The 23,066-nt window shown below is 37.3% G+C and carries 16 protein-coding genes and 3 pseudogenes; 10 read left to right on the top strand and 9 right to left on the bottom strand.

Going from position 1 to position 23,066, the window contains the following annotated elements; genetic code table 11:
• On the bottom strand, nucleotides 1–333 hold a 333-nt coding region (locus WA352_RS21325), incomplete at its 3' end, for an ankyrin repeat domain-containing protein (RefSeq protein ID WP_336143849.1).
• Nucleotides 334–630: 297 nt separating this feature from the next.
• Between WA352_RS21325 and WA352_RS21320 the strand changes: the two genes are divergently transcribed.
• Nucleotides 631–2,166: a DNA cytosine methyltransferase gene (locus WA352_RS21320; protein WP_016164859.1), complete on the top strand. Its 1,536-nt coding sequence runs from the start codon at nucleotides 631–633 to the stop codon at nucleotides 2,164–2,166.
• Nucleotides 2,167–2,475: 309 nt separating this feature from the next.
• Here the strand turns inward: WA352_RS21320 and WA352_RS21865 are convergent, their stop codons facing one another.
• The 4 genes and pseudogenes from WA352_RS21865 to WA352_RS21300 form a co-directional block, all read right to left on the bottom strand.
• The gene (locus tag WA352_RS21865) at nucleotides 2,476–2,691 is read right to left on the bottom strand and encodes a DNA mismatch endonuclease, patch repair protein (protein WP_016164860.1); all 216 of its coding nucleotides are present in this window, start codon (nucleotides 2,689–2,691) and stop codon (nucleotides 2,476–2,478) included.
• Nucleotides 2,692–2,794: 103 nt separating this feature from the next.
• Nucleotides 2,795–3,856: an HNH endonuclease gene (locus WA352_RS21310; RefSeq protein ID WP_000267701.1), complete on the bottom strand. Its 1,062-nt coding sequence runs from the start codon at nucleotides 3,854–3,856 to the stop codon at nucleotides 2,795–2,797.
• Nucleotides 3,843–4,364: pseudogene (locus tag WA352_RS21305) on the bottom strand (GIY-YIG nuclease family protein); the annotation flags it as partial. The pseudogene WA352_RS21305 and the gene WA352_RS21310, both read right to left, overlap by 14 nt.
• A 99-nt stretch (nucleotides 4,365–4,463) precedes the next feature.
• A pseudogene (locus tag WA352_RS21300) lies at nucleotides 4,464–5,042 on the bottom strand (class I SAM-dependent methyltransferase); the annotation flags it as partial.
• A gap of 151 nt (nucleotides 5,043–5,193) precedes the next feature.
• On the opposite strand from WA352_RS21300, the gene WA352_RS21295 reads away from it, so the two are divergent.
• Nucleotides 5,194–5,523 carry a DUF4236 domain-containing protein gene (locus WA352_RS21295; protein WP_000506884.1) on the top strand — a complete coding sequence of 110 codons (330 nt, stop codon included), beginning with the start codon at nucleotides 5,194–5,196 and terminating at the stop codon, nucleotides 5,521–5,523.
• A gap of 99 nt (nucleotides 5,524–5,622) precedes the next feature.
• Nucleotides 5,623–5,937, top strand: a complete 315-nt coding sequence (locus WA352_RS21290) for a hypothetical protein (RefSeq protein ID WP_001282337.1) — start codon at nucleotides 5,623–5,625, stop codon at nucleotides 5,935–5,937.
• 68 nt (nucleotides 5,938–6,005) lie between these two features.
• On the opposite strand, the gene WA352_RS21285 is transcribed toward WA352_RS21290, so the two are convergent.
• Nucleotides 6,006–6,269, bottom strand: a complete 264-nt coding sequence (locus WA352_RS21285) for a hypothetical protein (RefSeq protein ID WP_079265537.1) — start codon at nucleotides 6,267–6,269, stop codon at nucleotides 6,006–6,008.
• A 195-nt stretch (nucleotides 6,270–6,464) separates the two neighbouring features.
• Between WA352_RS21285 and WA352_RS21280 the strand changes: the two genes are divergently transcribed.
• The 7 genes from WA352_RS21280 to WA352_RS21250 all read left to right on the top strand — a co-directional run bounded on the left by WA352_RS21280 (nucleotide 6,465) and on the right by WA352_RS21250 (nucleotide 17,480).
• On the top strand, nucleotides 6,465–7,136 hold the full coding sequence (locus WA352_RS21280; RefSeq protein WP_016164862.1) for a hypothetical protein: 672 nt from the start codon (nucleotides 6,465–6,467) through the stop codon (nucleotides 7,134–7,136).
• Entirely contained in the window at nucleotides 7,136–9,463 is a 2,328-nt protein-coding gene (locus WA352_RS21275) for a hypothetical protein (RefSeq protein WP_000004527.1), read from the top strand. Before WA352_RS21280 ends, WA352_RS21275 begins: the two co-directional genes overlap by 1 nt.
• The gene (locus WA352_RS21270) at nucleotides 9,447–12,662 is read left to right on the top strand and encodes a site-specific integrase (protein ID WP_000096773.1); all 3,216 of its coding nucleotides are present in this window, start codon (nucleotides 9,447–9,449) and stop codon (nucleotides 12,660–12,662) included. The genes WA352_RS21275 and WA352_RS21270 overlap by 17 nt, the downstream gene beginning before the upstream one ends.
• Nucleotides 12,663–12,752: 90 nt before the next feature.
• Nucleotides 12,753–13,115, top strand: a complete 363-nt coding sequence (locus WA352_RS21265) for an antitoxin Xre/MbcA/ParS toxin-binding domain-containing protein (protein WP_000557620.1) — start codon at nucleotides 12,753–12,755, stop codon at nucleotides 13,113–13,115.
• Nucleotides 13,116–13,238: 123 nt separating this feature from the next.
• A complete protein-coding gene (locus tag WA352_RS21260; protein ID WP_001060549.1) occupies nucleotides 13,239–15,599 on the top strand; it encodes a TOTE conflict system archaeo-eukaryotic primase domain-containing protein in 2,361 nt (786 codons plus the stop codon).
• A gap of 286 nt (nucleotides 15,600–15,885) precedes the next feature.
• The gene (locus WA352_RS21255; protein WP_001005874.1) at nucleotides 15,886–16,194 is read left to right on the top strand and encodes a helix-turn-helix transcriptional regulator; all 309 of its coding nucleotides are present in this window, start codon (nucleotides 15,886–15,888) and stop codon (nucleotides 16,192–16,194) included.
• Entirely contained in the window at nucleotides 16,191–17,480 is a 1,290-nt protein-coding gene (locus WA352_RS21250; RefSeq protein ID WP_016164863.1) for a type II toxin-antitoxin system HipA family toxin, read from the top strand. The genes WA352_RS21255 and WA352_RS21250 overlap by 4 nt, the downstream gene beginning before the upstream one ends.
• Before the next feature lie 17 nt (nucleotides 17,481–17,497).
• On the opposite strand, the gene WA352_RS21245 is transcribed toward WA352_RS21250, so the two are convergent.
• From WA352_RS21245 to WA352_RS21235, 3 genes and pseudogenes are all read right to left on the bottom strand, one after another.
• Nucleotides 17,498–20,845 (bottom strand): DEAD/DEAH box helicase, encoded by a 3,348-nt coding sequence (locus tag WA352_RS21245; RefSeq protein WP_016164864.1) that lies wholly within the window; start codon nucleotides 20,843–20,845, stop codon nucleotides 17,498–17,500.
• 264 nt (nucleotides 20,846–21,109) lie between these two features.
• A pseudogene (locus WA352_RS21240) lies at nucleotides 21,110–22,072 on the bottom strand (IS481 family transposase).
• Nucleotides 22,073–22,175: 103 nt separating this feature from the next.
• On the bottom strand, nucleotides 22,176–23,066 hold an 891-nt coding region (locus tag WA352_RS21235), incomplete at its 5' end, for a hypothetical protein (protein ID WP_279680923.1).

Here is a 23,066-nt window from a genome sequence, read left to right as displayed (position 1 = left end):
AAGATTCGGGTCACTAGTAGTATTTATTGTCTTATTTTGTACCTCTCGTATAATTTCCTTTATTTTTTCAACACCACTTGCTTCTGCATAATCAATAGCCGACATTCCTTTTGAGTCGATTAACTCTAAAGAAGCTCCAACTTCGATCAAATACTGAAAAATATCTGGTTGTTTGAAAATTGCAGCTAACATTAAAGCTGAAAGGCCCGCTGAATCTACCGCATTTAATTGAGCCCCTCTTTCAATTTGTAATTTTACAGCGTCTAAAGCACCAACTTTAATAGTAGCTTTTAGTAAAGGACTCAAAGGCTTAGTCTTATATGAGATTTTCATAATAATCCCGGAAGGTTCAATCTAGACCATCAATTTTTTAATGCTAGTAATCTAGGTTCTTCTAAAATAGTATTAATATAGCATCAAATAGTTGAAAAATAATCCAAAAAATGGGAATTACAGACTAAATAGTATAAAAATTTACTAGGAAACTTTTAATTCACTACTATTGAAAAGCAAACTGTTATCATTTTAATTACAAGGCTTTATTTAATTTTACCTATCAAGTTTTTTTAAGTCTTGTGCGATTGACAGGACCTGGTATTATGCATGTGTTTTTTAAGTTATCAGGCTACTATGAAAGATAATGATATTTTAGTAATTGATCTATTCTCTGGGCCAGGTGGACTTGGCGAAGGATTCGCCTCTTACATAGATAATAATAAGCATCCTTTTAAAATAGGCATGTCTGTTGAAAAAGATCCACATGCTCATATGACACTAACTACAAGAGCATTTTACAGACTTGCAAAACAAAAAGGCTGTCTAGATGGTTACTATCAATATTTAAATGGTAACCTTACCAGAGCTGAACTTTTTGAATCATATAAAGAAATTTATGAATCAGCTTTTCAGGAAACCTTGAAAGGTCCTTCTGAATTAGGTAAAGATAATGACCACATTCATGCTAAAGTAAAAGAGCTAACAGAAAATCATTACGGACCTAAAATTTTAATCGGAGGCCCCCCTTGCCAAGCCTATAGTTTAGCTGGACGGTCTAGAAATGCTGGCAATAAAAACTATGTTCCTGAAGAAGATCACCGCCACTTCCTTTATAAGGAATATTTAAAGGTTTTATCGATAGCAAAACCTGATGTATTTGTTATGGAAAATGTGAGAGGAATTCTTACTGCCAAAGTTGAGAATCAACTCATATTTCCTCAAATTCTTAATGACCTGCAAAATCCTTCAAAGATTACGGGATCAGAAGATTGCCCTTCATATCGAATATATTCCCTTGTGGAGAAAAAAAAAGATATAGATAACTCTAGCTCTGATAACATGAATTATCTGATTAGATCCGAAGAATTCGGAATTCCTCAAGCAAGACACCGTGTTATTCTGATTGGCGTGAGAGAAGATATTAAACAGATACCAGACATCTTGGATAAGAATATTTATCCTAAAGTTTCAGTTAAAGAAGTTATTGGCGATTTACCTAAATTACGAAGTGGGTTATCAAAAAAACCTGATTCTTATCATTCTTGGAAGGAAGTTATTCTAAAAAATACAGAAACACTAAGCAAATTAAATAATATAGGTGTTGATGTTAATAAAACAGATCTACAACCATATAAAGATTTAAAAAGAAAAGAAACTGTTCATAAATATAAATCATCGAACCAGTTGCCAGATCATTTGAGAAAATGGACTCTTGATCCTAAACTGAATATGGTTCTCAATCATGAGACAAGAGGACATATGGAGTCAGATCTGCTCAGATACAGTTTTTGTGCATTATATGGTGAACAGAGAGGGTTATCACCTAAAGCTGAAAATTTCCCGACTAAGCTTGCTCCACAACACCAGAACTGGAATTCTGGGTCTTATAATGACCGTTTTCGTGTGCAGCTTGCTCATAAGGAAGCCACCACAATAACAAGCCATATTTCAAAAGATGGTCATTATTTCATTCATTATGATCCAAAGCAATGTCGAAGTCTCACTGTAAGGGAAGCGGCAAGATTACAAACATTCCCCGACAATTATATATTTGAAGGAAACCGTACTAATCAGTATACGCAGGTTGGAAATGCTGTACCTCCATTTCTTGCTCGACAGATCAGCAAGATTGTTTTCTCATTATTAAAAAAACATTATAGCGATTTATAAAAACTAAATTCTGATGTTCAGTCAATAATGCCTGAACATCAGAATTGCTAATGAATGAACAGTTCAGAAGCTAGCTTAAATTACTTCAATAAAAGAGCTTTCACTTATTAACTATTCAGAAGTAATATTGATTACCCCCTATCTGGATCTTTGCTCGCAACTCTAATACTACATTCCCAGACAACACCTACTCTCCAACCATTCTCTAACGATAAATTTATTGATTTACTGTCCTTAGCTTGATTCTTGGTTATTTTTTCCTGCCAGAATTCAATTCTGGTGGCGGGTAATTTAAAAAGACGGCACCCGTTACAACCATGCCAAAAACATCCATTTACAAAAAATCACAGCCTTATATTTAGGCAAAACAATATCTGGTTTTCTTGGTTGATTCTTCACATGAAGACGAAAGCGAAATCCTTTTTTATGTAGTAATTTATGGATTAGTATCTCAGGTTCCGTATTCCGTCCTTTGATATCCGCCATCATACGACTTCGGGTAGAAACATCAACAATAACTACCATACTTTTCACCCTACGATTTCGCTTCGTACTTTCTACCGATGATTTAATAATTTAAGTCTTTTTCTTTATTAAAGTGTGTTTAGGTCTTAAGTATAGTTAGGCTTTATAAATTACTGTGGTATATCTGTTTATCTTTACCACCCAACCAAACTAAATACTCATTCTCTATTGCCTGCTTATACGCCCAGTCGGCAACCCGATGCGAACGTTGCAGATCGGTTAGAAAACCTAATTGAGAAATCTCTCGAATAATAGATTGATCATGCAGATGATTACGCTCCTGCCACTGATGTAAGAATTGCTGTGATGCTAAATAATTACTTTTTTGTGAGTTGCATTTTTCATCCGCTAGGACAAAATTATGTCCGGTATCGGCAGGATATAAAGACCAAGGAATAAAGTGATCCACTGCATATTTAGAGTTCTTTAGGCTTTTACCGCAATAGAAACATTGGCATTGCTGTAGATCAATCAGAAAGTCTGCAACCTGTCCTAGTTGGTTACGACTCGGTGCAAACATGAATTCATCTAGGTCAGGTAACCCATCTAATACAACCAGATTCTGCTTATTCAACCGGACAAAATCAATCCAGCGCTTCTGGCACAACTCTTCAATAATTTCACTAAACTGTCTCAAGCAATACATCACCTTGGGCAATAGCTTGAGGGACTGCTTGGAATCTTCAAGACTATAGAGAAACTCTATGGTTTGACTATTCAGGTTTTGCAAATATAACACCGGCATTTGCCTTACCGTTGTTGCCACTGTTCGCTTTAGCCTGTTCCAGTAAAGTACATCTGTTCTCAGTGCGGCCAAGGTCTTGAATTGTTGCTGTGCCTTTTGGATTTCACTGATGATTTTTGCCTGCTGTCCAGTGGCTTGTTTAAGGATAAAAGGCTCATATTGGTTAAACTGAAACGGTAGTGACTGTTTCCAGTACAGGTCAATAAACTTTTCAGCAATATCCTGATATTCCAAATGCAAGGCAGCACCGGTATCTTGACCCTGTTCAATCGCCAGACGCGTGATACTTATCAGCAAAGCAAACTTATATGTCGAAGTAAAAGTCCCTGACTGCAATATCTGCTGAATATGCTTCAAGAATTTCAGCTGCTCGTTGGGTGTAGGTTTATTATTTTCTATAAAGTGATCATCCTGCCACATGTTGAAGCTTCACCTGTCTTTGTAACCCTGCTTCCGTAGCGATTTCCATCATTTTCGCATTTTGAATGGCTTTTTTACGCATAGCTGAAAGGGTTTCTTTAAACTCGTGCTGATTACCTTTCAAATTGAGTGGCAGTATCGTTTGTTCAAAAACCTTTTCCTCAACATTCCAAGGTTCTTCACAAATTATCCAGGACACATATGCATTATCTTCAAGCCATGCATCCAGCCATTGTTCACCTGAATGCGTGAAAGTCATGCGATTACCTGACCCTACTCTTCTAAGCGGATACCCACTCATCTCAGCCAAAAGTATGCCCAATGTTCGTCTTAGCGTTGAACCTTCTGCGTTACCTGCAAAGTGTGTTTTAAGCCGTATTCTCAAGTTTGATTTACTATTTGGTTTAGTCTTTTTGTCAGGCGATATGCCAGCATACAACAAAGTATATTCTTGATACGTTATACAGTTTTTTGTTGGGATTCCCGGTGGATTTGTTTTGAACCACCAAAAATAAATCCCGTGTTCTGCAGGAATCAAAGAGGGCTCTTTCATTAACTCGGCACGATTGTATAAACGCTGTGGGTAATAATCAAAAGCATGTGATTGCTTTTTCCATATTACGTTGATCCACTCTTCTGTACGGTCTGGACGTTTATCTACAGTAATCCATTGCTGTAACAGTAAAGTCTGATCTATTTGTTTGAGTAAGTCGTAAGCTTGCTGCTCATTCAAGTCAGTAAAGCTGCGCCCTTCTTTCTCACGGTCTGTATCGCCATATTTAAAAGACATATAACACACACCATTTGGCTTTAATGCTTTAAATATGCGCGCCAGCACTTCAGTCAGGCGATCTCTTTCACAGTGCAAAAGAGAAGCACAAGCCCAAATCCCATTATACTTAGCTACTTCATTCAGCTCATAAAAACTTTGCTGACGTACCTCGATGCCTGTCAGCTCTCTCGCCTTTTCAACCAGCTCGGTAGAATAATCAATTGCCTCAACTTGATAGCCTTTTTTCTTAAATGCCAAAGTGTCCCGCCCCGAGCCACAGCCCAAATCCAGGATCAATGCCTGTTCCGGCAAATATCTTAGAAATGGTGCGTATAGACTTTCCATTTCAACCTGATAGGTATTTTCAAAAAATGCTTGAGCATGTTGATTGTAATAATTTGATGTTTGATTCATTGTCTAAAAGCCAATATCTTATGTTAAAGAACATACTGATATTTCACTAGATAAGTCAAATGATCAGTCCTATGAATGAATCAAACTCTTATTTCACTGTATCCGGACAACTGAGATAGAAACCAAACTGGTTCTTGTAAATGGAAAAAATATGGGCTTCAGATTTCGCAAGAGTATTAAAATATTACCTAGATTAAAAATCAATCTGACGCATAAAGGCATCAGCAGTGCAAGCATTGGCACACCTGGTGCTTCTTTAAATATTGGCAAAAAAGGCACCCGAACCAGCGTTGGTATTCCAGGCACAGGCCTATCCTATTCCAAGCACCAACCCTATAAGAACAGAACTGGCAACCAAGAGAATCCTGCTCAGGAACAACCACCACTCTATACATCACATACTGAGAAACCTAAATCGAATGTCTGGATTTGGGTAATTTTTGGATTATTTTGTTTTATTGTCGGGGCAATTATTTTTTGAATTTAGCCATTCTTTGTACCCCATAATATCCACTGCTAGGCAAAATTTAATTCATTCATTACTATGGACGGATGTTAAATACAATAAAGGCTGCCGCTGATGTCTGATAATGACAGTACTATGGATTATGATGAAAATGATTTAATCGATTCTCCCTTGTCTCAAATTTTACAAGAGGATAATGAGCAAATTGAAGTTCTAATTTATCGATTACCCGATAGTGACTGGACACTGGAAGTGGTAAACCAAAATGGTACTTCTACGGTATGGGATGAAACATTCCCGTCAGATCAGGAAGCTCTATCTGTCGCTTTAGATGGAATTAAAGCCGCAGGCGGTATTCAGGCCTTTTCCGAACTCAGTGACCTCGAAGCAAAGAAAAATATTTTTCCTGAATCGCTTACTCGCCATTAAAAATGAAGTTGCTGGCTTGGATCTGAGTCAGTATTTTTTGGATTCTTAGAACCTGTCGCGTGATAGGTTCACTTCAACCCAAACCCATCTAGTGTTGAAAGGTCAAAATTTTCATCAAACATAAACTCATCTGCTCGCTCTTTTCTTAATGTCGCCCAGGCATAAAAGAAACATTTCTCACATAACTGCAATTCATATCTTTCCCCGTCATGCTTGGAACCATAACACCAATGTGCATATAAAGTGCCAAACGCCAGTTTCGTTGATTGGTTGCATACATCACATATAACATCTGTAACGACTTCTAACTGTTTCAGTTGTTTGATTTCTATATTAAGAGCCTCTAAGTTTTAAAATAAATAGCATTGCTATAAGTTATGACCCAGTTCTTAAAAATATAAAAAAATCACAATATATTGTATATGAATTGTAAATAGACACAAAATATAGGGTAGATCAATCTTGTTTAATATTTCAAAAAATTATAAGAATATTCACTTGATTATTTTTTACACTTATGGAGGACTATGGAAACGTCTTTTGATTTCAATGAAAAATTTGGCGCACCTAAAAAATTGTTGTGCAAAAATTTTAATAAACTCCAAATCAGTATACACCCTGATTTTTCTGGAATTTATCTTTGCTATCAAGAGGCTTTCAAAGCTTTAAAAACAGATCTAGGTATCTTGAATCCACGTCCCGAAATTCACGTCTGGAAAGATACTAATCTATCCGGTTATACCATCGCCAGTAATTTCCAATGGTTCCTATACTGGACTCAGAACGCACCCAAAGAAATTAATCTAATTATCCATTCTCTTCCCAAAGATAACAAAAAAATCGAACTATTAAAAAATGTGGCTAGTTCCGAATTTCTAAAATTTCTATCATCTACTTATTATGATCTTAATAGATTAAATCCCAAAAGGTTACATAACTTAATAAATGAATACATTTCTGCCGAGGCTATTTACAAGTTAAACAAAGAAAACTCTTTCAAACCTCACCGTACAATGAGTTTGGATCTGCTTGCCTATCTACTGTCATATACACGAAATCAGCTGAATTATCGCAATAAAGTTATAAACCGGAAAAGACAAAATGTGCTAGATCAACTGCAACAAACCAGTGAAGTTGTTCAACAGCTTTTAAACAATGTGGACTTCGTTCTCACGCCAGATCAGTTATGGAAAGCATAATGTCAGAATCTAACCCAAGCCGTCAAAATGCTGCTGATATTCCGCGGGTATCATTAAAACAGACACTGGAAAAACTCTTTGGTGACGAGCAGTTCAACCGTGCAGAACATATTCAATATATTGCTGATTTACTGACTTCACACCCCAGTGATCAATATCTGAAGGAGCTGAACCTCGATCTATTAGATTTTGATCTACAAACCAATTCTGTTGTTGCTAGACCCGCTGCCTTAGTCTCCTCTCGAAAACATACTGTTAGTGCAACACCCGTTACTTGGTATGTGAACTCAATTGCACAATTAGCAGAGTCAGAAGAAAATGCCTTAATCTGGAATATCCTAGTCTTAAAAGCAGCAATCTATTTAATTGCACTGCCAGACATTAAACCTGAACTTTTTAAAGAGGATCACACTGAACATTTCAATACTGTAAAACGTTTATTCCAACGCTTCCGTACCGCCAATCGGATTCTAAGTTCCGAAAAAGAATATCAAAATACTCCTGAATATAGACTCCTTTGGGAAAAGTATCTTAAAGATCCCTCCCTTTCCTTAGTTGAATTTATTCGGTATTTGAATGAGGTTATTGATGAAGAACGTGATAAAGAGTCATCTAATGATTTTATGCAAAACCTGCTAAACGTGATCCGCATCACCTTTAATTATGTTTTGGAAAATAAGGCAAAAATTGCAAAAGCGAGCATCGAGACGCAACTGCAACATGAATTTTTAGACGAAGATCAGCTGATTGCAGAAAGTTCAGAAATTAAAAAAGGGCAAAAATCTAAAGCCCTCAATATAGAACAACAACTAGATGACCAAGATACACGTCAAATATTAGTAGACCCAACCATCGTTACCCCCCTTGCTGCATATTCAGAATCCAGCCAGAGCTATGTGCTGCCTCTGGTTGCCAAACATATTCAACGGAAAGAACATTTGCTGCCATACAGCAGCCTCTTTCCTAATACCACAAGCATAAGTGCCCTAATTACTGAACTATATAAAAATTACATTATTGAGATTAAAGAAGACTCTAAAGACAAGGATAAAGAAACCAAAAAAAAGAAGGCATCCTTGATCCTGATGTTGTCATTTCTGACAGGAAATAAAATCCAGGAGTGGCTACGTCTACAAAGTAAACGTGCTAAAAATTTAAACGCTCGCCAACAAATCAAGCAAAGCAATGGACAATATTATCTGAGAAGTAAATTTTCAATTTTTGAAAATAAGGATTTTGCTTATCCAGAGGGCTTGCTCAACCAAACAGTTCATCTGGACATCCCGATCCCGAATTCATTTATTGAATCTCTGCGAGACGGTGACCCCGTTACGGAAGAGGACCTTCAGCAACATTTGAAACAGCTGAGAGCCAAATTTTATATTCCAAAATTATCACTAATAAGAATTGGCTCTCTTTTACATCAGACTATTTTGCAACGCACTGGAAATAAACAGCTTGCTGACATTCTTACTGGTATTGATGCCAATAAGTCTTCTTCTACTTCTTATTGTCATCAAAATATCCTGACTTTACAGACTGAATATGTCTCAATTTTAAAAGAGCTGTGTGAGTCGTTATCCGATGACTACCAGAATATTGAATATGCTGCAGAAAAAAACTTTGGAAGCCGCAAAGCACCTACTTCAAATGTGATTCAAAATATCTTTGCCACTCTCAAATTCAGAATAATTTCACAAAAAGAAGACGACTGGATAGCAATTTTTAATCACTACAATCTGTGGATGTGGCATTTCTTGTTGCTCTTTACTGCTGCACGACCCGTCGCTGAATTTCCAGGTTTTTTAAAAAGCTTTAACCTGAAAAGAAAAATATGCATGGTTTCTGATAAGGAGGTGGGTGGGCGTCAAGGCTATGGACGTTTAATTCCACTGGGTCATTTTGTTGTACAAGAACTCCAGAAATTCATAGATTTTTTACATTATTTTAAAACTCAAATTGCTCCTAGTCAGCCAGAAATTCCACAACATATTCAACAAATTTTAGAGAGCAAGCTCCCACTATTGAATATCTTTCAGGATGGTCAATGGTACCCCTTAAGGCCTTCGATTATAAAAAAATCTAACCCTGAGTTAAGTTTGCTACATGAAAACTGGCACCGGCATACTGCCCGTGCGTTTCTCAGCCATAAAATTAGCGAAATTGAAATTTTAGCTTTATTCGGTCATGAACCGATGCAGCAAGAAGCTGCTCATCCTTATTCCAGCTTATCTATTTCACAATATTCAAGGATTGCTCATATTCTTGAACAAATGAAAGATCATTTTAATATTACCGGTATTGAACTCGATGTCCTCACTCAATAAACGTACTAAGCAAACTCGAACACTATATGCCGAAGCACGTAGAAAACAAGACCGACTCGATCAGGAAGAACAGCTTCGAGTAGATGTAGAACAGGAGCTAATTCAATACTTCCAAGAACAAGATTTGGAACAAAAAGGGCATCTTGAATCCTTATATCCAGCAATTTATGAGTTTATTAAACGCAAAGCTCCAAGCTTGGCCTGGAAAAAATATGCACATGAATTTTTTCGGTCATATATCAAGCAAATCAATTTAAATCGTCGTGAGACTTTGCCCCTACCGAATCTGACATTTGAGATGAAGCGTGATCAGCCAGTTTTTACGATGGACTGGATCGAGAAGGGACAGCAGGTTGATGAAGTTCTTGATAAGCTTTGGGACTACTGGATTCTAGCAAAAGATAGCAAGACATTTTCTGATGATGAAATCATTGGAAATATTGTTATTTCTGCCATGCTTTATTCCGGCTTAAATCAAAAAGCCTCTTTAGAGGCTTTGCTTCAACATTTAAAAGATCCGGCCAAAATTAGAAAGATCGAAAATCTGAACATTATATTTTTAGAACCGCTCTCCCCTTCCTATGGAGATCTCTTTATTGATGAAAAAACCATCCGTAAATCGCGTAATTTTATTCCTGATCAAATTACCCGCTTATGGTTAATTCATTTTAATAGCAGAAATATTCGTACAGTAAACCAGAATGTAGAAGATTATCTACAGCTTATTTTTAATAAGATAAATTTACCATTTAATCTTAAAACTTATAAATTATTACGCGACTACGCTAGCTTCAACTGGATGCAACTGCCGAAAGTTGACATTGATCCTGCTCTGTCACAATGTCTCATTGAAAATACAGCAACCTGTGGCTTATCAGAAATAGAATTTGAACGATTTCTTCATCCAAAATTTAAATATCAGCAGAACACTCTTACTGATTCAGATGTAGAAAAATCACCATCTATTGTGGGTCAATCTTACTCAAATGATGACATTCAACAAGCATTATATGATGTGATAAAGATTCACAAAGACCTTTTACAATTGATTCGTACCACACAAACTGATCAAAGCATCGATGCATTAATCATTAAATATTGCATTGAAAATACTAATAAATTTAATGAGTACAGTAAACGTGTCGCCTTATGGCTCATCAGCCTTTATAAACCAGAATTAGAACAAATTCAGTCACTGGCTGAACGTTTAAATTTTTGCACTAGCCAATTTCAAAAATCGTTTCAGCAGAATAAGCGTTTAAAAGACGGTTCGATTTACACTTATTATTCGCGTATTGCAGAGCCTTGGCTGACCCATTCTTTACAATATCTAGATAGCGAAGATGATCCTAATACAATAATCATTAATATCTACCGACAAATCATTACAAACACCCGACTTGCAGCTGAAGCCGGCGAGCCTAACTTTAAAAAATCCATTGGTCAAACTGTCAGTATGTTGAAGCGCTTCCAGAGCTTTCAACAAATAGTTTTTGAAGCTGAACCTCTCGAATTAGAGTCAATCGCTGTACAAAATAGGCCTAGAGCCCGTATTATTAGCCCTTTGACTTATCAAGCTTTCATGAACAAGTTAGATACCTTATTTTCAGGTGCTAATAGTCAAGAAAACACTTATAAGATATTAAAAATCATCTATATCTTAGCTTACCGAACCGGTATGCGTATTAATGAAATTCTGGGCTTACGTGTGCGGGATATCGAGGGCTTGAGCTGTCTATCCGTATGGATTCAGCCCTACGGCTCAAAAAAGAAAGGAAACTTACATCAACTTAAAACAGATAGTGCTGAACGCAAAGTCCCTGTGTATTGCTTATTAAAAACCGATGAATATCAAATATTTCGTAATTATGTAGTCGAGCAACGATTACTCAATCAGGAAAACTTATACCTATTCCGTAATTGGAATGAAAATAGCAAGCTGAACAAACATACGGTGACAACACCTTTTAGAATGATTATGAACGAGCTTTTTAAAACTCATGATTATTCTTTCCACTCATTTCGACACACAGCAGCGAATCACCTATCGGTTGTTCTCAACTGTAATTACGCTCCATTGGTCAAAAATCTGACGGATTATACAGAAGAAGAATATCAATCTATTCGAGCAGAATTACTCCGTCATACGCATGGTCAAAATCATTGGTTTATGATTGCCCATTTACTGGGTCACATTGACCCTACAGAAACCTTTAAAAGCTATATTCATCTTAGCTACCTGATCGCTGGGCATAAAATACTGCAATATCATCCAGACATCGATACTCAATTAGCAAAGAAGATGATGGGCTACCTACCTTCTTTCAAATTTTTAAACACAGTAAAAGATTCTGCTCCATTCAATTTTGAAAAGCATGCTGTTCATTTAAGTCAGCAGTTACTTAACGATCAAACTGACTGGTTAAAAAGTAACGTAGAAGACATTCTAGATGAGGTTTCATTTAACTCACAGCCTCATGATTTTTTTAAATATTTCGCAGGAACAAAAGAATCTAAAGTTTCATTTGCATGGTTTTTTAAGTGCCTAAATTTACTGGAAATTCATCATGATCCAGACCGGGTATCACAAGAAATGAGCTTACCTGTCGAACTGGTTAGCTATTGGTATGAAAATGCCAAACAACTGGGCCAACTCAAATCTCAAAAAAGCAACCCAAGGTTATTTGATCTCAACAACAAAAATCATCTGGATAAACCTTTGAAACCCGCCATGATAGATACCGTTGAAGAGCGCATAGCAAGAAACTATTTCTTTGAAAATATTCAAAATATCTTTGAAAAAAAGCCAGATGAAATAAAAGCGGTGCTTGAGACATTTTTAAGTCGTGTTACGGTTTCGCATACCGGCATTCATTATCGATGGAATAAAATCGATCAATTGGAATCATTTTATTCCAAGGTAAAAGACCTGTTTCCCCATCAATTTTGGCATTTGCTCGGACAAGACTTGGTACAATTGCTAGATAAAAAGAAACAGCCTTTATTACTGAAGCTGGCTAAATCGAGCACAACAGAGCATCCTACGACTCAAGAAGATTATGTTCGTCTCCAGCTTTACTCAACAAAAGATACTAAAGCACTGGCCGCATTTAAATTCTGTTTACATTTAGCCTGTATTGGCAGACCTCGATCTCTTGAACTTAAAGCCGAAGGTCTAAAAATAACTACATGCTGTTAAATAATTTAACCGTTGCTTCCTTATCTAAAGCCAAATTTAATATATGTTTAGTAAAAATTAAGTTAGCAGCGTCTGAAACAGGGATAGGTCATGCATACAACATCAGAAAAAACTGCAAAACAGAAAATGATATTAGCTAAGGCAGTTTTAGCTGCTGCTGAACGACTTGGTCTTGCACAGGATCAACTAGCCTTAATACTCAGTATAGATTCGGTGAAAACTTTAACCTCTCTTGAATTAGATCCCACTTCAAAACAAGGAGAAATAGCCCTCACTTTAATCCGTATTACCACATCACTAGAGACTCTGGCGGGTGGAGATACTACCTGGATGCAGCATTTCATGAAGTCATCAAATAAATTAACTAATGGTATTCCGGTAGAACAGATTCAAAATGCTCAGGGATTGTTTTCTGTTTTACAATTGCTAGAGGGTCTTCGAGCTAAACTTTAAAGAAATTAATGCATATAAATAATTTTGTATAATATTTTGAAAATTAATTGATTTATTATATTGTAATTCTTTAATTTAAGATTTGATATTAGGACAGTAATAGCTGTGTTTTAGGAAAAATCAGTGAATAATAAGTTAAAAGAAATTGCAGTTAGATTACAGCAAATTTTAGACCAAATCACATTATTACAAAATGAATATCAAAGCCTTTATCAAGAAAAAGAAAAACTTATATCGCTTGAAGAAAAAAATAAGAATTATTTATCAGCAGAAGAAAGACTTTTATTATTTTCTCAAAGGTTTATTGGACGAACTGATACCTTTGCTTATCGTTGGGAAAATAGCAGTGGAAAATCTGGTTATTCTGTTGCTTGTGCAAATGAGTGGAAACATGGCATTTGTTACAAACCTCAAATTAAATGTTCAGACTGTAAAAGCCGTCAACTATTACCCATCACACAAGAAGTTCTTTATTCTCATTTAACTGGACAGAAAGTTATAGGCATTTACCCACTATTAGCAACAGATCAATGTAGGTTACTCGCAGTAGATTTTGATAAATCAGATTGGAAAAATTGTGTAACTGCATTTTCTGAAGCGTGCTTATCTTTAAATATACCATTTTTGGTTGAGCGCTCTCGTTCAGGTAATGGCGCACATGTTTGGATATTTTTCTCTGAACCAATTGCAGCTAAGCAAGCTCGCTTAATGGGTGCAGGTATTCTAGATAAGGCCATGGAACTTTATCCAGCTCTAGATTTTGAATCTTATGATCGTATGTTTCCAAATCAAGATCACATGCCAGCAGGCGGATTTGGAAATTTAATAGCATTACCCTTACAAAAGCACGCAAGAGCGCTAGGAAATAGTACCTTTATTGACAGTAACTTTAATGCCTTTACTGACCCATGGACTGTTTTACAACAAACTGAATTAATGAGTTCTTCTGAAGTTAATAATATTGTGAATGAACTAGGCTACAATTTCATCGAACAGAATCAAACAGATGTTGACCATGAGGCTCCATGGGTAAAAAATATTCCTAAAAAAAATCAAAAGATCGCGGGATGTCCAGACGCTATTGAATTGGTATTCGCAAATATGATTCACATTCCAATTCAGACATTACCCTCTCAATTGATAGCTCAATTAAAAAGATTAGCCACTTTCTCCAACCCTCGTTTTTTTAAAGCACAAGCAATGCGTTTTTCAACGACAGGAATTCCAAGACACATATGCTGTGCCCGCCTTGAAGGACAATATCTCAGTTTACCACGAGGATGCCTAACAGATATAATTCACTTGCTTAATCAACAAGATACTAAAATAAAACTAAAAGATCAACGTACTAAAGGCAACATATTAGTCAATATAAATCTACTTACCGAATTATCCTCTGAACAGGAAATGGCATGTAAAAAAATCCTTGAACACGATGTTGGAGTTCTACATGCACCAACGGCTTTTGGAAAAACTGTTACTGCAATCTCTATCATTGCCAAACGCCAAACAAATACACTCATTATTGTTCATAACAAAGAACTTGTTTCTCAATGGAAAGAACGATTACATTCATTTTTAGCCGATGTCGAAATTGGTACAATACAAGGTGGAAAAGCCAAACCATCTAATCAAATTGACATTGCAACATATCAAAGTCTAATCAACCGTGTAAATAATTCAATCAAACCTATCGCCTTTAATTACGGACAAATTATCGTAGATGAATGCCACCATTTATCCGCACCAAGCTATGAATTTCTTCTCAGTGAAGTCAGTCCCTACTACATTCTCGGGTTAACTGCTACACCAGAACGTCAAGATGGGCATCAACCCATTATTTTCATGCAAGCTGGTTCTATTGTATACAAAGCGAAATCCAACAATCACACCCAGCTTAAAAAATTATTAATAAAAGTAAATTATGAAGGTGAATTCCCAGAAATTTTCTTTGGTACCGAAAATAAACCACATATTTCAAAGCTGATGCAACATCTTACTGAAGATACAGAACGTAATAATGCCATTATTAAAGATGTCTCTCATTGTATTCAAAATGGTCAGATCCCGTTAATTTTAACTGAACGTAGAAAACATGCCGAAAATCTTAGAAATAAGTTGAATGATTTAGGGTATAAAACATCTATTTTACAGGGAGGTATGAGCCATACAAAAAACATAAAAGAAAAACAAAATTTAGATGATGCTCATGTTGTGATTGCCACGGGAAAATACATTGGTGAAGGTTTTGATCTTCCTCGTTTAGATACCTTGTTCTTGGCATTCCCGATTTCATGGAAAGGCACTTTGGCTCAATATGTTGGGCGTATTCATAGATCAAATGAAGGTAAATTTGAAGTTCAGGTATATGATTATGTTGATGTTAACCATCCGATATTTGTCAAAATGTTTCAGAGAAGGAGTAAAAGTTATAAAGCTCTAGGCTATATTGTAGAACAATCACACAATAATATCGTTTTATAATTTTAGATCTATTGACACTACCCCAATTTTCAATCCATAAGATAATTAAACGTAAAGCCGCTTTTAAAATTCTAAATGTGTGGGTCTCCTTGGCATCAAAATAACTGGCCATCACAAAGGATGCGGGTCCGAATGCAAATTTTAACTGTATTTTCAGAGTCATTTCAGATCACTACGTAGCTAAGGCTGTTTTGCAGATCGAAATGATAAAATCATAAATTGCTTTTCAAGAAAAAAGAAACTAATATGTTTCTTATAACACTAAAAAGCAATAAATGTGTCTACAATGAATGAGTCTTTACTTCAGCAAATCAAAAAAAGACGAACCCAATTGGGCTTAAAGCAAGTTGATATGCAATCCCGTACAGGCATTTCAAGACAGCAATACCAAAAGCTGGAAAGTCAGGGCAACCCTCGATTAGAGACCTTAGAAATTATCGCGGCAGGATTAAATGCTCAACTGATGCTCATCCCTGATGATAAGGTTCATTTGATTAGACAATTATTGAATGATGAAATTAAAGTCACTATTGAAGATCAGGATGACTTAATGACTAACCCATGGAAGGGTCTTCTCGGAGGAGAGGAACCATGAATACTGTTGCCGTCCTGAAATTAACATTACATCACGCTGTCGTTGGATACTTGGCAGGATTTCAGAGCGGAAAAAATATTCTGGTTTTTACGGATTCTTTCCGATTTGATCAGCAACGCCAGACCTTGAGCTTGCTGACTTCCCCCTTGTATCCTCAAGCAGATAAGATTTTAGAAAAGACTTATGTTACACATCAGCGCTTACACCCCTTGCTATCAAACTTGCTACCAGAAGGCGCATTACGCGAACTCATTGCACAAAGCCTTAAAGTACATATAGACAATGAATTTCAGTTATTGGCAGCTTTAGGTCATGACTTACCTGGAGCACTCATTGCGACCCCATTAGATCCAGAAGAAATTCCAGATGAAATAAAATTCAAACTGCAGATCTCGAATCCAGATCAGATTTTAAAGCAAGAGATTCGAACAGATAATAAGTTTTCCTTGGCCGGCGTCCAAATGAAGTTTTCCATGAAAGCCAAAGATGGGCGTTTTACACTAGCACAGGCAACGGAAACGACTCTACTCGGGGACTGGATTATCAAAACTCCTTCTTCCAGACATGCTTTTGTTCCGCTAAATGAATATTCTATGATGACCCTTGCCAAAACGGTCGGAATAGATGTCCCTGAGATTCGCTTGGTGGATATGGCCCTTTTACAAGACCTTCCACCATTAAATTTACCCCAAGAGCAATATGCTTTCGCAATCAAAAGATTTGATAGACAGAGTACTGCTGATACTACAGAGCTTATTCACATCGAAGATTTTGCTCAGATCTTCGGCGCATATCCACATCAGAAATACAGCACCACAAATTATGAGCAGATAGGAAAGATCATTTATCAATATTCAGATAACAAAATTCTTGATATTCAGCAATTTGCCAGCCGCTTACTCGTCAATATTTTACTCGCCAATGGAGATGCGCACTTAAAAAACTGGAGTATGATTTATCATGATAAAAGTGCACCCAGATTATCTCCCGCATACGATATATTAATGACCAGTGTATATATTGAAAATGAGCGTCATTTCGCATTAAATCTTGCCAAAAATAAAGATTGGTATTTAGCTGAGATGAAACACTTTGAACAATGGGCTGAAAAAGTCGGTGTTCCATGGCGTGTTATTGAAAAACAGCTTCACGTGATCATGGACAAAGCACGGTCAGTATGGCCAGTGCTATTACTAGACTTACCTATGATTTCTGTTCATAAAGAAAAATTAAGAGAACATTGGAAAAAATTGCATCCAGACTTTCAGATACTTACAGATGATTAGGGTAATCTGAAACCAAACTAAAATTTCTCAAACAAGTTCATCACGTCATTTTCCGTCAGTTTCGCTTCGCCCTCATGATCGGTACTTAGAATAGACTGTGCCAGTTCTGCTTTATTTTGCTGTAAGGCAAGAATTTTTTCTTCTATGCTTTTATTGGTAATCAGCTTATACACAAATACTGGCTTGTCCTGTCCAATCCGCCATGCACGATCTGAAGCTTGATCTTCAGCAGCAGGGTTCCACCATGGATCATAGTGAATGACTGTATCTGCGGCGGTTAAATTCAGACCGACCCCTCCTGCTTTCAGACTGATTAAAAATACCGGCACTTGTCCAGACTGAAATGCTGTAATGACTTCATCCCGTTTCTTGGTCTTTCCAGTCAGTTTCACATAGCCAATTTCTGCGTGATGGAGCTGCTGCTCAATCAGTTCCAACATTGAGGTAAACTGAGAGAAGATCAGAATTTTTCGCCCCTCCTCCACCATTGGAACGACCATATCCATCAACTGTTCAAGTTTGGCAGAGTGTGCCTGCCCGGTTTTCACTGAATCCAGCTTTAGTAAGCTAGGATGGCAGCACACCTGACGTAGCTTCAGTAAGGCATCTAAAATTTGAATTTGACTACGTTTAAAGCCTTTTTCTGCCACAATTTTCTGAATATTTTCCTGCATCGTGGCACGAACAGCCTCATATAACTTGGATTGCTGGTCATTCATATCAATATTGACTTCAATCGTGGTTTTTTCTGGCAACTCTTTGGCTACGTCAGTTTTCAAGCGACGTAAAATGAAGGGCTTAATCCGGTTGACCAACTTTTGTCTTAACTGCTCATCACCGCGCTTTTCAATCGGATGACGGTACTTTTTATTAAAAATTTCTTGTGAATATAAAAATCCTGGCATCAGGAAATAAAATAGTGCCCACAGCTCACCCAAATGATTTTCCATCGGGGTACCTGTTAGACACAAACGATGTCGCGCTGTTAATTGCCGTACTACCTGTGCAGCTTTGGCACGCGGATTTTTGATATTCTGCGCCTCATCCAAAATGAGTTGATGATATTCATATTGCTTTAGTTGTTCTTCATCTCTCGCTAGAAGCGGATAGGTGGTTAACACAATATCATAGTGCGGAATCTGCTCAAAATTCTGATGGCGGTCGGGCCCCTGTAGCAGCAATACCTTGAGCTCAGGGGTAAATTTCTCCGCTTCTTTGAACCAGTTATGCATCAGCGATGTGGGTGCAACAATTAAGGCGGGACTGTCCTGCAAATATCCAGCCTGCTTTTCCATGAGTAAATGGGCTAAAGTTTGTGCTGTTTTCCCCAAGCCCATATCATCTGCCAGAATCCCGCCATGCTGGGTTTCCCTTAAAAACTGTAACCAGCCTAAGCCCTGCTGCTGGTATGGACGCAACTCCCCCTGAAAACCTTGTGGTGTCGGCAGTTGTTGCTGATAGCCTTGTTTGAATTTCTGTACAAATTGCTGCAGGCGATCACTGACCTGCCATGTCATCCCAAGATTATGCTGCAATTCTAATAATTGACTCGCATCATAGCGATCAATACTGCGCTCTTCTTGCTGTAAAATGCTCTGCAGATGTAACAATACCGGCTTAATATCCCTAGCGGATAGAGCCAAATCAGGTTGATCAACTGCAGTTTTCACGGTGAAAATTTGACTGTCATGCAGATGAATAAACGTCCGCGGATCAAGTAAATCAGGATTTACTCGCACCAAAGCTACGAGCGCATCAAGCAAATTATAAGAATTACCTGCACTGTCTTGAACCGTCGCCCCGATATTGAACCAGTCCTGCTGACCTTCAGATTCAGTGATAGAAATATTTAAATTTTCGACATATTGCAGGTTAAAGGGGCTGTTTTCCAGATGCTCTATCTGCCAGCCCATCAACTCAATTTGATTGATGGGCATCAGCTGTTTGATCCAGTCTCCATAGAAAGCAAAAACCATAGAATCAAGACGTTGTTTATCCAGTTTTAATTGCTGGTCATAACTAAGATCTTTCACCCACTTCAGTGATTCGACCAACAGCTGTAAACGCTGGATTGACTGTTGTTCCTGAACGAAGTCCCGAAGCTGTCGCACCATTTTTCCATGCTGCTCACCAATAAAACTGTCACCTGATGTACCTGCTTTTATTCGCCCACCAGCATAGGAGAATTCAATTTCAGCACAAACAGACTCCTCTAATTTCCAATCAAATGTATCTAAAACACCGAAGCGTAAAATTGGCTGGGGACTACCCTCAAGGACATCAATATGCTGAATAGACTCGGGCCGAGGCAGATTTTTCACGTCTGAATATTGATGAGTCAGTTGCTCAAACTCTGGCAAGAGCATAGATGGAAGATCAGGCATCTGTAAAAAATGGTACAGAAGATTTGCCGTATATTCACCATATAACTGGCCCACCGTGTTCTGTTGAATATCCACATAACACGGTGGCTGGCTCGCGAGAATCTGAATATGAGGATTTGATTTTAAATCGAGTCGAATATCACCATTGACCAATTCAATATTTAAATGCTCAGTCTGTTGTTTAGCCCCTTGTTCCCATCTAAATTCGATGTTGTAGCCTTGTTCTGACCATTGAAGTGCAGCATGGCTCTTTTTTTTCCAATAAACATCGCCACTTTGAATAAAAGATTTGAAATGCTCCAATAAAATGCTGGAGATATCGAGATTGCTTTGATAAAAGCGTTCGTCACTGTTTATTTTGGCATAATAATAAATCTGGTTAAATAATTGTCGTTTTTGTTCAGGTAAAGTCAGATGCTTTCTGGTGATATTTTCATATTGGGTATAATAACTTTCCCCCGCAATTGAGCCGTTTTTATTGCGTCTGGCCTTCTGAACATCAACTGTCAATTTCTTTAAGCTGACCGACTGATCTAGCAGGTAAATTAAATAATTGTTTGTTTTGACAGATTGCTCTGGTTCAGTCTGTTGTAAATACCGTTTAAAATCATTCAACCAGCGCTGTGCCTGATCATCCCCACGTTGGCGTTTTGCGATTCCCTGCGGGGATTGAGAGTCAGCATAACGCTGTTGAAATTCCTGACGATATTCTTGAAAGAATAACCGCGCTAAAGCAGCAGCATGTTTACAGTTATATCCAACCGGACAAGTGCAGTCGTCATCGATTAAACGGTCTTTTTGGGGATTATAGGTAATCGCGGTATCGTAATAATCTGTCCCTTCAATTTGAGCATACATCGTGACATCATCATTTTCCTCAAAAAACTCAATTGTTTCCCTATCAATGTGCTTAGCATAGCTCAGACTACGATGAAGAGTTGCAGTACTAAAGCGAGATAGAAAATTGATCAATGACGACATGATTACCAGACACTAAAAATGTTTATACAATTATAACGGACAAAGCTGTCATTTCAGAACAGTAGCCGAACTGCTCAACCTGAGCACAGATTCGACTCACTCAATAGGAATATTGTGAATAAAGACAATCAAATTCGAGAAGTTAAACAGTTCATTGAGATCGAAAATATCCTGATAGAAAGTGATCATTTCTTCACAACAGTTAATTTTAAACCAAATGGGGTCAAAAGTTTTAGCATTGTTTCTATGTGTGATTCATAGAGATCATTTCAATTTAGCGATCTCTAGATCCATCTTGTAATTGGCATGTTGAATCCGTTCATTTGAGGGGTTGTATTGCTTCTGGACTTCATCTGAGAAAGGAGTTTCTTCACATAATTCAAAGTACCTCTCCATCGGTGTTTTACCTTTCAACGCTGAATGTGGTCTCATCCAGTTATAGTAATGCTGCCATTCGGCTAGCTTGTCTTGGATATCCTCAGAATTGATATCTACAGTAGCGTAGAACTCAGATTTATCAGTTTTTTGTGAACGCTCTACCTTGCCATTCAGATGAGGTGAACCTGGTTTATTTGGCCTAAATTTGATTCCATGCTGCATCATTTTTTTCTGTACTTTTTCAGCAAAGAATTCCCGCCCACGATCGGTCTGTATTCGCTGTATGGGAAAAGGCATTTCTTCAATTACGCAGTCTAAAAAGTCGAGAGTATTCGCTGCTGTTCGGCGTTTATATATCCTTAAAACGCGATATCGTGTGCAGTCATCGATAGATGTGTACTGATATAGTCCTGGACCCAGTTTACAGGTATCCATTTGAATTCTATCGCCTGGTAATGGGCGTTCATAACGAATGAAATCTGCTTTACGACGGAATTTTTTAATCGGTTTGACTTGATGGGTGGATAGTACTTTATGGATAGTCGCTAAGGACAACGAGACTCCGTGCAGCCTCATCAATTCTGTTTGCAAACGTCGAGCACCAAAATTTCTAGCTGAGCGCATTTCTAATATTAAGGCTTTTAGCTCAGCATTGATTTTAGTATTTGGCGATTTTAAGGGACGTCTACTCTGGCTACTTAATCCATCAATACCTTGCTCAGAATATCGTTTCCACCACTTGCGTAACGTTGGTCTAGAAATGCCACATCTCCGACAAACTAGGCCAGCATCATTAGTCTCTTCAAATAATTTAACTCATACGAGTCTTTGTTGAATTTCTCTGTTCATAGACACCCATTATATTGAAATAATGTCTATGAATAAAATACTTAAATAAAAATTCTCCGACAAGCTCAGTACGGTTAATTTTTATCCAAATGAGTTTTCAAAATTATGCTTCATCCATAATCCATTCTTTAAAAAGAGCATCCTCGATTTCATAAGTACCATTTTCTGGTTTAAAAATAATTTGTTTTTTTGATAAAGAACGTAGGGCCGATTGAATGAACCGTACCGCAATGTTATCTACACCAATGGAATCAGCCAGATGTTGTCTAAATTGACTACTATAAAGTTCAACTTGTGATTCCGCTATGGCTTTTAAAATTAGCTGTTCTAATAACTTAAACTCTCCCCATAATCCCGAAAAGTCACGATGCCCCATTGTATCGGCTATAAGCTGTTCCTTGGCAAAATCTATAGCCAGCATTGGGTTTAAGGCTAAACGCTCCACTAATGATCTTGCTAGTTGAGGACTTTGCTTCATATCTAAAAAAGCGTGCCATAAAATTTCTTTATTCAAACTACGTCCTGTTGTCTGATTAAATACATCTGCCAGATGATCTGTAAATGCTTTTGTTAGATTTGGAAAAGGTAAATTCTGTCCATAATGAAAAAAGGGAGCACTACTCACAGAAAACATTTGTCTCAGGCCTTCTCGACTTGAACCAGTAAAAACTACCTTTATTGTTTCTTTATGCATATCTAAAGCGGTACGTAAACTGGCAATCGTGGTTTTATATTTTGAACTAGCTAAAGCCTGAATCTCATCAAGTAACAGTAAAATAGGTTTCCCCTGCTGAGCCAGTTTAGTAATGCTAGACAAAATACTGGAATTCACTTGTCCTTGTAGAAGTGTCACTTCAGCTTTTACCCCTGCCACCTCTGTACTTAAAGAACCAATATTTTTAATCCAATGTGTGGCTTTCCCCATTAAGCCATTTTGTTTTGAAAACTCATCAAGAGCTTTTACAAACTGCCCTTCACTATGCAGGCCTGCATC

The organism is Acinetobacter sp. 102 (assembly GCF_037028485.1).
GTDB classification, from domain to species: Bacteria; Pseudomonadota; Gammaproteobacteria; order Pseudomonadales; family Moraxellaceae; genus Acinetobacter; species Acinetobacter higginsii.
The sequence above is the reverse complement of the archived record's forward strand: the minus strand, read 5'-3'. Positions and strand labels throughout refer to the sequence as shown.